Source organism: Robertkochia flava (assembly GCF_020166515.1).
In the GTDB taxonomy this organism is placed as follows: domain Bacteria; phylum Bacteroidota; class Bacteroidia; order Flavobacteriales; family Flavobacteriaceae; genus Robertkochia; species Robertkochia flava.
Window position 1 is genome coordinate 87,231 of record NZ_JAINZT010000004.1, and the last position, 12,980, is coordinate 100,210.

Genomic DNA, 12,980 nt, shown 5'->3' on the forward strand with positions numbered 1-12,980 from the left:
TATGAGACAGTAGATCCTATTGGGATCATTATGTAAGATTTTATAACTATGATAAATCATCCCATCCCAAAACAGCCGCATCCCGTTATTTCCTATTTCCGGGTAGGGAAACTATTATATTATTCCCTGTTTTTATTCATCCTGGAATCTTTGTTCTTTTTCGTTTTATTAACCAGGTCTTTAGAAAGAGAAGCGGCTTGGTGGGTTTCTGCCATCTGGCTGGTCTGTTTTATTTTTGCTTTCATACATATTTTCCTGGTCATGGCCGACGGCTGGTCAAGGTATCAGAATTATAAACGCGCCAAAGACCTGTTCTATGAGCACGGCTACAGAGACCGGATCGCACGATTGTATATAGAATCGAAATGCCAGCGCAACGCGGCCCTGGTTGCAGCCGAAGAATTAGGGGTTCGTATGGAAGTGGAAGAATATTACAGGAAAAGAGGGGTTAAATGGCACCACTTTATCCCTTATTTTATGGTGAGAGACCCTCTATTCTTCTTTAGAAAACAATTCTGGAACCGGACCTTCCTGGAAAAGAGTTACACCCCCAAATACGACTACAAACAACTTGAACTGCAGCCTGTTGCATGAATATATCTGCCAGAGAAATTCAAAAAACATACGGGAAAACCACTGTCCTCAACCAGGTCAGCATTACCTGTCAGGCGGGGGAAGTGGTGGGTTTACTAGGACTAAATGGAGCAGGGAAATCCACCCTGTTTAAGATCCTGATGGGCTTGGTAAGCCCCGACCATGGGGAAGTGGTCACCTCCAATCCCCATAAAAAACAGTTGGGAGGAATTATCGAAAAGCCTGCGCTTTATGAGTATCTCAACGCACGGGATAATCTAAGGATCTTTGCAGAGATCCAGGGGGCAGCTTCGGATTCGGAGGCCTTAAACGCCGGTTTAAGAAGGGTGGGTCTCGATGTACACCGGGAAGATAAGGTAGGGAATTATTCCATGGGAATGAAACAACGACTGGCTATTGCTATCGCCCTGCTCAACGACCCTCCTTTTCTGGTGCTGGATGAACCTTTTTCAGGGCTCGACCCCATGGGGGTGATCCGGCTAAGGAACCTGATCCTGGAACTGGCCAAGGAAAAAGGAATCGGGGTGTTGGTCTCCTCTCATTTGGTCGATGAAATGATCAGAACCTGCGACCGCATTTATGTGATCAACCGGGGAGAGATCATCCGGGAAGACAGTCCCCGTGTACTGGTGGACCAGGCTACCCGGTCCTATGTGCTTACAGGGGAATCTCTTGATCAATCTGAAGTTTTAAAGGGTTCTGGGGCTCATTTTCAGGGAAACAGTGCCCGGATAACCGATCCTCATCCAAATATTGGTGCCCTTTTAAAAGAATTGGGAGCAGAAGGAACCACATTGTATTCCTGTGTTCCGGAAACCGATATTAAAATGTTATTGCATGCAGGGAATGACTAACGCTATCATCCGGGCCGAATGGTTTAAACTCTTCCGGCAAAGCAGAACCTGGTATGCCCTGGGGGCCTTGTTGCTGCTGCAGGTAGTACTGCTCCTCAATGCCTGGTATCAGGGCGGTTCCATTCTCGATATGTTGCTGGACAACCTCAAGCAAAGTTTTCATTTCCAGGGAGAACTGCTCAATGGGCATCTTCTGGTTTATATCGTATTGAACACCATGTGGTTTCACCTGCCTTTGATCCTGATGATTGTGGTATCCGGGATGCTTACCACAGAGGCGGAGACAGGTACCTTGCGCACCGTGATGATGACCGGGATATCAAAGCGGAGGTATATTGCTTCCAAATTTCGGGTGGCCATTAGTTTTACCGCTCTTACCGTTGTACTTGTGGCCCTGACCTCAGGATCCTTATCATATCTGTTTTTCGGGACCGGAGATCTCTTTGTGTTTCACGGGGCATTAAACTTTTTTGAGTCTCCCGATGCCTTCTTTCGATTGGGTATGGCATTTATAGCCGGGATCTTTTCCATGGTTTTTTTCTCGGTATCCAGCCTGCTGCTTGCCGTGATCTTCCGGGAAACGGTAAAAACCTGGATCGTGGCAGCGTTCTTCCTGATCGTTTCTAATTTGCTTTTACAGATGCAGATCGGACAGGGATGGACCAGGAAATTGTTTTTTGCCAACCTGAACGATACCTGGCAGTTGTTTTTCGAATACCATATCAACTGGGCAGAGATAGGTGTCAGCCTTTTGATCTTAACGATCTATATTGCAGCCATAGTGGTTGCGGGAATCTGGTGGTTTGATAAAAAAGATATAGCATGAGAATATTTTTAATGTGTTTAGGCTTGTTGCTGAGTATGAATGTTCATGCACAGGCAGAACTCTCCCTGGATAAATTTCGTTCCAGGCTGGATGGTATAGAAGCTTTCAAAGCCAATGTAAAACTCGAGACCGACATTGATTTTATTCAGATGCCTGTTAAGACAGCCGTCATGTATTACGAGCGGAATCAGCCTGTGAAGGTGGAATCGGAAGATTTTGTTCTTGTACCAAAAAGGGGGGTAGACCTGCTCCTTTCGGAGATCTTTTAATACGATTTCCTGGCCGTACCCAGGGGGGAGGAAAATAAGAACGGGGTGGTTTGCACCATGCTCAATATTATACCTGAGGACCAACGCGCCAATTATGCCATTGCAACCCTGTATCTGGATAAGGCCAATAACCGTCTTGTGGAGGCCCAGATCCAGACCAGGAAAGAAGGGGCATATACCTTGGATATGTTTTATGAAAGTGAAGGGGATATATTGCCTGACCAGGTGGTGGTTTCCTTTGAAGTGGAAAAGGTGAAGATACCGGTGCGCTACCTGGCCAGGGAAGGCGAGGTAGACCGCGAAGCATACAAGGCAGACGGGGTGAAAACCGGGAAGGTGATCCTTTATCTAACGGATTATGAAATTGCGATGAGAGAATAAAAAAATCCCGGGAGTACCGGGATTCTTTCCTTGGAATGGATGCTATTTAGTCTGCCATAAATAGGGCGTTGACAAAGAAAAGTTTTCCATTTTCCCAAAATCCTCTGAACAAGGGGTTGTCGACCATATAGATCACGGTTCCCCTTCCCATATTTTCTGAACCAAAGATGAGGCTTTCGCCTTGTTTCTTAAGGGCTTCACTACCTGCGAATCCCGCTACCGGACGCGTGGTTTCCGGAAGGTAGGCTGCAGTGCCTTCATGAAGCCATTTAAAAGCCATGTCACTTAGCTTAAGGGTGTGATAGGTGGGGCCGTAACCATAACCCAGCGGATGGGTGTTGTCTACTGTGGCTTTAAACACAGCTCCCGTGATAAGTTGTTTGATTTCTTCCCGTTCCCTGTTGTTAAAAGGTGCCGGAGTATTTGAGGTCTTCTCCTTAGTTTCGTCAGCGATCTCGATGGCCTCCAGGGAAAAATCATCATCTCCGTCCAGGGTATTCAGGGTGTTTCCGATGGCAATGAGCTTTCCGCCATCACGAACCCACTTTTTGATCTTTTCAAGAGTATTGGTTTCCAGGCTCCTGAGTTCCGGAAGTACCAGAATATCATAGGCTCCCAGATCTACCCGGTTAAAATAGGAGTCGTCCAGAACGCTCACCGGATAATTCAGCTGCTGTTCAAAGAAGTGCCATATTTCCCCGAAATTCAGGGTCGATGTACTGCCTCCTGAATATACAGCCACCTTGGGTTTCTCGATCATTTTCACGTGTGACGATCCGAAATCGTACCCTTTGTCTACCATTCCGGTGGAGGTAGCATAGATACTCTTATTGTACGTTTCTCCGGCACTCACGATCATATTTTGGATGTCGATACCCGGATTATCTCCGCGGGTAATGATCAGGCTTCCACGGTCGAAGGAGCGGTTGTTTAATGTGAAAGGCTCGTCATTGAACCGAACCTTAATATTGTTTTTGAGCAGATGCGCCAGGAATCGCGCATCTTTCATGCTATTCCAGTCGGTGATCCAGGCGTAAGCATTTTCGGCATCCTCCAAACTAAATTGCTGTTGAGGAGCAGAAGCATCGGCAGAAATAATGTTTTTTGCAGCTACCGCCTTCAATCCGTAGGCATACGGCAGCGACCATGCTGTAATGTCATAGGTAAGGGAATCGTTTAACCTGGTTTTCGGCTCAAACAGGACCTTGACCATTTTACCTTTGAGTTGGTCGGTGCTTACCACCAGTTTTGAGGTGGAGTTATCCATGGATTTTCCTTCTTCATATGTATACCCCTTAACCGTCTTATCTGTAAAACCATACCGGATCTCATGGGCATCGAGCAACCCGGTCAGGGCTTCGATCTTATCAGGATCTCCCTGGAGTACGTAGCTTTTGTATTGGAAATTATCGGCCCGGTAAAATTCACGGAATTCCTTGTTGAGTCGGTCAGCATTGGCAGCGGAGATCTCCACGGTAGATAATCCGGTGGTATGGTGATGGGCGATTCTGTCCTTCAGGGTTAGCGTGTCTCCAACGGCAGTGATGATGCCTAATCCCGCTCTTCCGCTACCGCCCTGCTCATAGGTCATTCCTACCGCGCCGTTGTAGGTAGGGTAGGTGTCTCCATAACTGGGGTAGAGCAGGTCAAATCGCTCTTTAGTGAAATAGAACCATCCTTCCTTATCGAAATATTTTGCGTGGTTCTTTCCTATGGTATGCTGAAATTCTTTTTGCCAATCGGTGATCACCTCATGCAGAGGCTCGGCCGCAGGTGCAAAATAATAAGGGCTGTTTACACTTTGTTCGTGAAAATCCACGTGGATATGCGGAAGCCATTGTGTGAACAATTTAATGCGTTGCTGACTTTCCTTTTGTGTTAACCAGGCCCAGTCCCTGTTGAGGTCAAACATATAATGGTTGGGACGTCCCGAGACCCAGGGCTCATGATGCTCCTTAGAATTCGGATCGGTCTGATAAGGCGTATTTTTAAATTGATTGTACCAATTTACATACCGGTCCCTTCCGTCGGGATTGATGCAGGGGTCAATAATAACCACGGTATTCTCCAGCAATGCAGATCTGGAGGTCAATAATTCATAAATGGTTTGCATGGATGCCTCCGTACTCACGCTTTCATTTCCGTGTACGTTATAACTCATCCATACAATGGCTTTCTCCGGAGACCCTTCGCCTTTGGCATTGTTCAGGTGATCCTGCCTGATGTTGTCCAGGTTGGACAGGTTTTCCGGGCTGGAAATATAGGCTATCATAAGGGGCCTCCCTTCATAGGTTTCCCCGTATCGGTAGAGTTTGACACGATCGGGGGCAGCCGCTTCCAGGTGTTCGTAATACGAAATGACCTGGTGGTGTCTGGAAAACCTGCTGCCCAGCTCATACCCGAGGAATTCTGAAGGAGATTGCACATCCTGTGCTCCTGCAAGGTGCAGGAAAAGAAAGAAAATAATAATCTGGTTGATCTTCATAGAGTAATTTGGTTTTGGCTCAAAACTACGATATTCTCCCCTTTTTTATTAACTCTTTTTTAGTATCTCATCGGGTAAAGAATGTTATTTTTACGTTTTGTAAACATGTTACTGTGTAAACTTCGGTCCGATGAATGATGATAGGGAGCGTAAGGGACGAAGATGCATCCGCATGTGTTGAATAACGTGCAGAAACCTTTAAACCGCATATGACCCTGGAGACCGTAGATTTTAAAAGCACCGGCTATTTTTCCGATCTCATTTGTGACTACCTTTCCAAGAAGGAAGCATTGTCTTCTTTTTATAACCGGTATCCTGATGTAAATGCCTTTAAAGCCCAGATCGAAGAAAAGGAAGGGTTCACGGATTCGCACAGAAAGGTCCTCAGCGAGCAGTTAAGCGACCAGTATACGCATTTGGAGACTTCCGGTGCAACCCTGTCGAATATTGCGGCCCTTGCAAAGCCGAATACCTATACCATTACTACCGGGCACCAGCTCAACCTGTTTACCGGCCCTTTGTATTTTCTCTACAAGATTGTTTCGGTGATCAACCTGTGTAAGACTTTAAAAGAGGCTTATCCTCAGCATCATTTTGTGCCGGTATACTGGATGGCCACGGAAGATCATGACTTTGAGGAGATCAATTTCTTTAATTTCAATGGAAAAAAATTTCAGTGGCAGGGTCCGGAGGATGAAACCCAGGGAGGGGCTGTAGGAAGGATGTCAACCCACCACCTGGAAGAGGTTGCCGCTCTTTTTACTGCAGAACTGGGGCCGGGTAAATTCGCCGAAGAGCTCAGAGATCTTTTTAAGGAGGCCTACCTGAAGCATCCTGATCTTACCAGTGCAACCAGGTTTCTTGCAAATGCCTTGTTCGCCGGTCAGGGTCTGGTGATCGTTGACGGAGATGACCCCGGCCTGAAAAGGGAATTTATCCCCTACATAAAGGAGGATCTTCTCAAGAATACGGCTTATCACCAGGTGCAGGGTGCCATTGAGAAATTACAGGCGCTTCCTGCAAATTATAATGTACAGGTAAACCCGAGAGAGATTAACCTCTTTTATCTGGAAAAAGGCAGCAGGGATCGGATCATCTTTGACGGAGATTATTTTGGCCTGGCCGAAGGAACGAGAAAATGGTCGGAATCTTCGCTTATGGAAGAAGTGGAAAGTCATCCTGAGCGGTTTTCTCCCAATGTACTGCTGCGCCCCCTTTACCAGGAGGTGATTCTTCCGAACCTCTGTTATATTGGAGGAGGTGGAGAGTTGGCCTATTGGCTGGAGCTGCGCGATTTCTTTGAGGCCTCAGAAGTACCCATGCCCATGTTGCTGTTGAGGGATTCTGTATTAATGATCACCTCTAAACAGAAAGGGAAGCTTGATCGGCTGCATGTTTCCGTGAATCAGTTGTTTACAGACAGGCATGCGCTCATCAACCGTAAGGTCAGAGAGATCAGTGACATCCCCATCGACTTCAGTCCGGAAAGGGAGCACCTCATAGAACAGTTTAAAAGACTATACGAACTGGCAGAGAAAACGGATAAGTCTTTTCTCAATGCCGTGAAGGCGCAGGAGGTAAAACAGATAAAGGGATTGAACAAGCTTGAGAAACGATTGCTGAAAGCGCAAAAGCGAAAACTGGAAGATCATGTAGAGCGTTTAACAGCACTGCATAACGAACTCTTTCCGAATGGCAGTCTGCAGGAACGTTCTTCAAACTTCTCACAGTGGTATCATCAATACGGCTCAGGTTTTATTGAATTGCTGTTGCAGAATCTCGACCCTCTTGATGCCAGATTCAAGGTGATTACGGTGTAGTTTTTATACAAGCAGACCATCCTCAGGGAACCAAAAAGCTGCTTTCCCATTTGTTGCCATCCGTCAGACTGTATTGTACCCGGATATGATTGGGCCTTTTGAGTTTGAGGTATTCTATTTTATAAGGTTCGATATGCATAACTGAAAAATGCTGAGAGGTGTCCAGGTATTCGATCTGTTCCAGGTGACTGATCTTTGTTCCCGGTTCCTTGGCCGTGAGGTAATCCTTCTTTTTTGGGGCGTCCATGGAGTCCCAGATCTTCTGAAGCTTCTTTTGGTCCGATTCCATATAAGCCACCCCGTCTATCTTTAGCTGTAAAAGTTTTTCAGGATGGTAGAACAGCACACATACTTTATTGTGCTCTTTGATATGGGTAACCTTTCTGGATCTTTTATCGGTAAAAATGGTAAGGGTAAGGTCCTTGCTTACTTTGCGCAAAACCACGGTTCGCAACCTGGGAACCTGATTGATTCCCGTTGTGGCGAGGGTGAAAAAATGAAAGGGATGTCCCGCATCTTTCGCCCCTTCCTGCAGCTCGGTTCTGGCTATGTCGAAATATTGCTCATTCACCTTTTCCGGGTTTTTTATAAAGTTACGAATACCCTATAACTTTAACAAAGTTATACCTTTGTCAAAAACGTATTTCATGCATAATATAGATATTGATCTGGTGGAGATGACCCTGGATGTGATGAAGTATGCCATCAACAGGATCACCAAAACCAATCCTGATCTCGGGGTACCCAAAAAAGCAGAAGAATTAAAGGCGCAGGTAGGGGAAACCGTTACCAGTAAGGGAATAGGAGGAGAGAAGGCTTTTGAATTGTTTCGCGATGTATTGGTGAAGGCCACAGTGCCTATCGATCATCCGAGACACCTGGCCTTTGTTCCTGCGGCTCCTACCCGGGCAGCGGTGATGTTTGACCTGGTAACATCGGCTTCCAGTATCCATGGCGCTTACTGGATGGAGGGTGCAGGAGGGATCTTTTGCGAAAATGAGGCCATGCAATGGTTGGTGTCGCTTACCGGACTGCCCGAAGGTGCCTTTGGGGTATTTACCAGTGGAGGTACAGCGGCTAACTTGTCGGCTATCGTAACCGCACGGGAAAACTGGCGTTTGCAGGAAGCTAACCGACGAAAACGGGGCATGGTGATCACCTCGGTAGGGGCGCATTCTTCGATCAAGGCTATGGCCAAGGTGGCTGACGTCGATGTTCACCTGGTAGATACCGAAGACCGTCTGAGTGGCGCTCAGTTGGAGCAGTCTATCGCAGCGCTGGATCCTGAAGACCGGTCCCGGCTATTTGCTGTAGTGGCTACCGGGGGTACCACTAATGCAGGGATCATTGACGACCTGGAGGCAATTGCCGGTATTTGTGAAAAGGAATCCCTCTGGTTTCATGTAGACGCAGCCTATGGTGGAGGTGCCCTGGTGGCCGATTCCGTAAGACATCTATTTCAGGGAATAGAACGTGCAGACAGCATCACCATCGATCCGCATAAATGGTTATTCTCTCCCTACGATTGCGGGGCGGTGATTTACAAACAGCCGGAACTTGCCAGGAATGCCCACAGCCAGGAAGGTTCTTATCTCGATATTTTTAAAGACGAAGGTGCACACGGATTTAATCCCGCCGATTACCAGATACAGCTCACCCGGAGGGTAAGAGGTTTACCGTTGTGGTTCTCTCTTGCCATGCACGGTACAGATAAATATAAGTGGGCAGTGGAAGAAGGAATCTCCCTGGCAAATAAGGCCGGAGAGATGATCGAAAGGGAGGACCATGTGGAACTGGTAAGAACACCCAGCCTGTCCTGTGTGCTTTTCCGTAGAAAGGGCTGGAGTCCGGAGGATTACCGGGAGTGGACCTATAAGAATCACCGGGAAGGTATTGCCCTGGTTACGCCGACCAAATGGAAGGCCGGAGATACTTTTGAGACCGTGGCGAGGTTTTGTTTTATCAATCCGCATACCACGAAAAACGATATTCAGATCGTCCTGGATACTATGAAATAAAACCTGCAGCAGTAAGATGCCTGTTTCCAGGTTTCTTACTGCTGTTCTTTCTTTAATCAGGAGTCATCATCATCTTCGGCTCCGAAGAGTTGCCGGAGACTTAGGTTGAGCCCCAATAGAAATCGCCACCTTGAAATACCGATCTTGAAGTTGTCCTTGGTGGGGATAAATTCGTTTATTGGGCGGTCTCTCACAAATCCAAATTCTTGTACCCCCGTCGTGTAAATGGCGCCAAATACCAGGTCGGCCTTTCTGAACTTCCAGTTAAATCCGCCCCCGAAATGGTAATTGTCGAACGCCAGAAGATTGGAGGTTCCGATCCCGTTCGAAGTCCCAAGAACTTCATCGGCTTCCTTTAAGGGAGAGAAATCTGTGGTGAAGCTTAAATAGGAGATAAATTTAGGGGATATCTGAAATTCTCCACCTCCTCCGAAATTAAAGATTGTGCGCCTTTTCTCCTGGAAAAGCAGTACGGCCTCCTCCCCGGTTGAACCGCCCAATTCCGGAATGGAGATCCTGTCGTACACCCCGGTTGGGCCATACCAGCTGACATTCAGATGGATCTTGTGCCCATTGATAGGGATTCCGGCCCCTACGTTGACCCCCATCGGCGTTTTATGTTTACTATCCAGTCCGTTAAGCTTCTCGAGAATGAAAAAGTCCTGGGAGGTATCCCCGGTGGCCAGGATCTCATCGAAATTGAAATCGCTATCATTCAGGATCTCTATGTAAGGTATGTCAATATTGACCCCCAGTTCCCATTTTGGGAAGATCCATGCAGCAGCGATCTTGAAATACAAGCCGTAAGATGTTTGTGAGAAGTTAAGGTTCGATTCGTAGATGCTAACCTGGTTATTGCTCTCCTCCAGGGTGAGCCTGGATGTATCGCCCCCACTGTAGCTTAAATAAGAGCCAAACATGGATACGCCCAGGGCAAAGCCCTCGTGAATTTTATAGGCCCAGGTAAGCCCGAACCAGTCTTCCCGTAATTTGTTGTTAAGGCTTAGTTTTAAGTTTGCCTGGTTTCCCGGGGAGATTCCTTCGTAGTCTTCGTTTCCCAGCACTCCGGTGTTGTATCCCAGAGAAATGTTGAGTCGGTTTCGGGATATGGAAGAATAAAAGAATCGTGTGCCAAAAAGATCAAAACTACCGGCGAGCATGCCGGGAATTCCTGCAAAGTTCGAGGATCGAAAGCGTTCGCCCGGAACTACATCGTCTATGGTGATTCGGTTCCATTCGTAAGCCTTTCCCTGAATCAGAAAGCCGGGGTTATCAATTAGTGCCAGGCGAGCCGGGTTGTAGTAAACTGCCCCCAGGTCGTCCACACTTCCGGTGACATTACCGTTAAGTAATACAGATCGGTTTCCGAAGTTTTCATATTCATACCCCCGTTGCGTCCACCCTGTGAAGCAGATGGAAAACAGGAGCAGGGTCCAGATGCCCTTTGTGTGTAATGGTTGGTTGTTTGAGATCATGAGTTGCGATAAATACTCATGGTTTCTTTTGGGAGCGGTATAAGTTTGTTATTTACTTAAAATTACAATCTTTTTTCTTTAATTAATTCATTTTCAATCACAAATGGCCTGTAAGGGTTTGCTTTGTCGTTTAATTCCCTGTTCCCGGTATGTTAAAGCCAGTGAGAAGCCTCGATCGACCCACTTTAATATTCAGGTACTGGTCTTCCGGGTTGTCGACCCCGATTGGCAAGGACCAGCAGTCCTGGCAGGCCGTTAATTTGTTTGTTTTCAATGTTGACGCCTGCGCCCAAAAAGTCATCAACATATACCTGGGTGCTTTCATAGAACCGGCCTTCCACAGAAAATTGAGGGTTCCTGACCATGGCAAGCCTTGCCGGATTGTAAAATACGCCTCCAAGATCGGTTACACCCCCGGTCACTTTTCCGTTGAGGAGTACCGAGTGGTTTCCAAAGTTTTCATACCGGTAGCTTCGCTGGGCTTTTACAGGTAGAGATGCGATAAAAAAAGGGGGCAGATGGTGCATAGGAATGACTCTTTAGCAACAGGAAGGATCATTACATTTTGTTTTTTATGCATTCCTCTCCCGATTCTGTCGGGAAGGGTTGGGGCATGTCCAGGGGAGTTGGGGAAGGAGTGGAGTTTAGGGGGCAGCAAAAATCGAATTCTAAATATACTTTAAAAGACCCTTTTCAGAACAGCACAATTTGTTATTTTTGCGCATGCAAAACAATGTACTCATTCTAGATTTCGGTTCGCAGTACACCCAGCTTATTGCAAGAAGGGTGAGAGAGCTTAATATTTACTGCGAGATTCATCCATACAATAACGCACCTGAGGACCTGACCCAATTCAAGGCCGTGATCCTTTCCGGAAGTCCTTTTTCGGTACGCGCAGAAGATGCGCCTCACCCGGACCTTTCGGCGATTAAAGGGAAACTTCCGCTGCTGGCTGTTTGCTACGGAGCCCAGTATCTCGCGCACTTTAACGGGGGGAATGTAGCGCCTTCGAATATCAGGGAATACGGAAGGGCCAACCTGTCCTTTATCAAGCAGGAGGAGCCCTTTTTTAAAGGGATCGATGAGGGAAGCCAGGTTTGGATGAGTCACAGTGATACGATCAAGGAGCTCCCACAAGGAGGTGTTTGTCTCGCAAGTACTTCAGATGTGGCCAATGCAGCGTACAGAATTGACGGAGAAGAGACTTATGCTATCCAATTTCATCCCGAGGTATACCACACCACCGACGGACGTCAGTTGCTGGAGAATTTCCTGGTAAAGATCGCTGGGGTTCAGCAAACCTGGACTCCCGATAATTTTGTGGAAATGACCGTAGCCGATCTGAAAGCGAAGGTCGGTAATGGTAAGGTGGTACTCGGACTTTCGGGAGGGGTAGACTCTACCGTAGCTGCAGTGTTGCTGAATAAGGCCATTGGTGATAATCTCTATTGTATTTTTGTAAATAACGGCCTCCTTCGTAAGAATGAGTTTGAGAGTGTGCTCAAGCAATACGAGGGGATGGGGCTTAATGTGAAGGGTGTCGATGCTTCGGCACGCTTTTTGGACGCCTTAAAAGACGTGGAAGATCCTGAGTTAAAGCGTAAGGCAATCGGACGTGTGTTCATTGAGGTGTTTGATGATGAGGCGCATCTCCTGGAAGATGTGGAATGGCTGGGGCAGGGAACTATTTACCCGGATGTGATCGAATCCATCTCGGTTAAAGGCCCTTCGGCTACCATTAAAAGTCACCACAATGTAGGTGGACTTCCTGATTTCATGAAACTGAAGGTTGTGGAACCCCTGAATATGTTGTTTAAGGATGAGGTAAGACGCGTAGGTGCAAGTATGGGCATTGATGCGGAACTTCTTGGAAGACATCCGTTTCCGGGGCCCGGACTGGCCATTAGGATCCTGGGTGATATCACTGCCGAAAAAGTTCGTATTTTGCAGGAAGTGGATCATATCTTTATTGAAGGTCTCAAGAACTGGGGGCTTTACGATAAGGTATGGCAGGCCGGAGCCATATTGCTTCCGGTAAATTCGGTAGGGGTTATGGGAGATGAGCGTACCTATGAGAAATGCGTTGCCCTTCGTGCAGTGGAAAGTACTGATGGAATGACGGCAGACTGGGTGCACCTTCCCTATGATTTTCTGCAAAAAATATCCAATGATATAATAAATAAGGTCAAAGGCGTTAATAGAGTAGTATACGATATCAGTTCGAAACCCCCGGCGACCATAGAATGGGAATAACCTAA

The 12,980-nt window shown here is 47.0% G+C and carries 12 protein-coding genes; 8 read left to right on the forward strand and 4 right to left on the reverse strand.

The window, feature by feature from the left end; translation table 11 throughout:
* Positions 1-48: 48 nt before the first annotated feature.
* From K7R11_RS05390 to K7R11_RS05410, 5 genes are read left to right on the forward strand one after another with little or no spacing between them, the layout of a single operon-like run.
* Entirely contained in the window at positions 49-594 is a 546-nt protein-coding gene (locus K7R11_RS05390; RefSeq protein WP_224489272.1) for a hypothetical protein, read from the forward strand.
* Entirely contained in the window at positions 591-1,448 is an 858-nt protein-coding gene (locus tag K7R11_RS05395) for an ABC transporter ATP-binding protein (RefSeq protein WP_224489273.1), read from the forward strand. Before K7R11_RS05390 ends, K7R11_RS05395 begins: the two co-directional genes overlap by 4 nt.
* Positions 1,432-2,274: an ABC transporter permease gene (locus K7R11_RS05400; RefSeq protein ID WP_224489274.1), complete on the forward strand. Its 843-nt coding sequence runs from the start codon at positions 1,432-1,434 to the stop codon at positions 2,272-2,274. Before K7R11_RS05395 ends, K7R11_RS05400 begins: the two co-directional genes overlap by 17 nt.
* Positions 2,271-2,543 carry a hypothetical protein gene (locus tag K7R11_RS05405; protein WP_224489275.1) on the forward strand — a complete coding sequence of 91 codons (273 nt, stop codon included), beginning with the start codon at positions 2,271-2,273 and terminating at the stop codon, positions 2,541-2,543. The genes K7R11_RS05400 and K7R11_RS05405 overlap by 4 nt, the downstream gene beginning before the upstream one ends.
* Positions 2,544-2,600: 57 nt before the next feature.
* Positions 2,601-2,924, forward strand: coding sequence for a hypothetical protein (locus K7R11_RS05410; protein WP_224489276.1), 324 nt, complete (start codon positions 2,601-2,603; stop codon positions 2,922-2,924).
* Between the two features lie 46 nt (positions 2,925-2,970).
* Here K7R11_RS05410 and K7R11_RS05415 read toward each other — a convergent pair whose 3' ends face one another.
* Positions 2,971-5,409, reverse strand: coding sequence for a M14 family metallopeptidase (locus K7R11_RS05415; RefSeq protein WP_224489277.1), 2,439 nt, complete (start codon positions 5,407-5,409; stop codon positions 2,971-2,973).
* Between the two features lie 209 nt (positions 5,410-5,618).
* Here K7R11_RS05415 and bshC point away from each other — a divergent pair, with 209 nt between their 5' ends.
* On the forward strand, positions 5,619-7,229 hold the full coding sequence (gene bshC, locus K7R11_RS05420; protein ID WP_224489279.1) for a bacillithiol biosynthesis cysteine-adding enzyme BshC: 1,611 nt from the start codon (positions 5,619-5,621) through the stop codon (positions 7,227-7,229).
* A 22-nt stretch (positions 7,230-7,251) separates the two neighbouring features.
* Here the strand turns inward: bshC and K7R11_RS05425 are convergent, their stop codons facing one another.
* Positions 7,252-7,800, reverse strand: coding sequence for a pyridoxamine 5'-phosphate oxidase family protein (locus tag K7R11_RS05425; protein WP_224489282.1), 549 nt, complete (start codon positions 7,798-7,800; stop codon positions 7,252-7,254).
* A gap of 76 nt (positions 7,801-7,876) precedes the next feature.
* Here K7R11_RS05425 and K7R11_RS05430 point away from each other — a divergent pair, with 76 nt between their 5' ends.
* Positions 7,877-9,247, forward strand: coding sequence for a pyridoxal phosphate-dependent decarboxylase family protein (locus tag K7R11_RS05430; RefSeq protein ID WP_224489284.1), 1,371 nt, complete (start codon positions 7,877-7,879; stop codon positions 9,245-9,247).
* A gap of 56 nt (positions 9,248-9,303) precedes the next feature.
* Here the strand turns inward: K7R11_RS05430 and K7R11_RS05435 are convergent, their stop codons facing one another.
* The gene (locus K7R11_RS05435) at positions 9,304-10,722 is read right to left on the reverse strand and encodes a hypothetical protein (protein ID WP_224489286.1); all 1,419 of its coding nucleotides are present in this window, start codon (positions 10,720-10,722) and stop codon (positions 9,304-9,306) included.
* Between the two features lie 185 nt (positions 10,723-10,907).
* Positions 10,908-11,249: a hypothetical protein gene (locus tag K7R11_RS05440; RefSeq protein ID WP_224489288.1), complete on the reverse strand. Its 342-nt coding sequence runs from the start codon at positions 11,247-11,249 to the stop codon at positions 10,908-10,910.
* Positions 11,250-11,445: 196 nt separating this feature from the next.
* Between K7R11_RS05440 and guaA the strand changes: the two genes are divergently transcribed.
* Entirely contained in the window at positions 11,446-12,975 is a 1,530-nt protein-coding gene (guaA, locus tag K7R11_RS05445; RefSeq protein ID WP_224489290.1) for a glutamine-hydrolyzing GMP synthase, read from the forward strand.
* Positions 12,976-12,980 lie beyond the last annotated feature (5 nt).

Excerpts from the sequence above, each read along its gene's own strand:
- K7R11_RS05390 (WP_224489272.1), top strand. The coding sequence starts at position 49 with ATGATAAATCATCCCATCCCAAAACAGCCGCATCCCGTTATTTCCTAT.
- K7R11_RS05395 (WP_224489273.1), top strand. The coding sequence starts at position 591 with ATGAATATATCTGCCAGAGAAATTCAAAAAACATACGGGAAAACCACT.
- K7R11_RS05400 (WP_224489274.1), top strand. The coding sequence starts at position 1,432 with ATGCAGGGAATGACTAACGCTATCATCCGGGCCGAATGGTTTAAACTC.
- K7R11_RS05405 (WP_224489275.1), top strand. The coding sequence starts at position 2,271 with ATGAGAATATTTTTAATGTGTTTAGGCTTGTTGCTGAGTATGAATGTT.
- K7R11_RS05410 (WP_224489276.1), top strand. The coding sequence starts at position 2,601 with ATGCTCAATATTATACCTGAGGACCAACGCGCCAATTATGCCATTGCA.
- K7R11_RS05415 (WP_224489277.1), bottom strand. The coding sequence starts at position 5,409 with ATGAAGATCAACCAGATTATTATTTTCTTTCTTTTCCTGCACCTTGCA.
- bshC (WP_224489279.1), top strand. The coding sequence starts at position 5,619 with ATGACCCTGGAGACCGTAGATTTTAAAAGCACCGGCTATTTTTCCGAT.
- K7R11_RS05430 (WP_224489284.1), top strand. The coding sequence starts at position 7,877 with ATGCATAATATAGATATTGATCTGGTGGAGATGACCCTGGATGTGATG.
- K7R11_RS05435 (WP_224489286.1), bottom strand. The coding sequence starts at position 10,722 with ATGATCTCAAACAACCAACCATTACACACAAAGGGCATCTGGACCCTG.
- K7R11_RS05440 (WP_224489288.1), bottom strand. The coding sequence starts at position 11,249 with ATGCACCATCTGCCCCCTTTTTTTATCGCATCTCTACCTGTAAAAGCC.
- guaA (WP_224489290.1), top strand. The coding sequence starts at position 11,446 with ATGCAAAACAATGTACTCATTCTAGATTTCGGTTCGCAGTACACCCAG.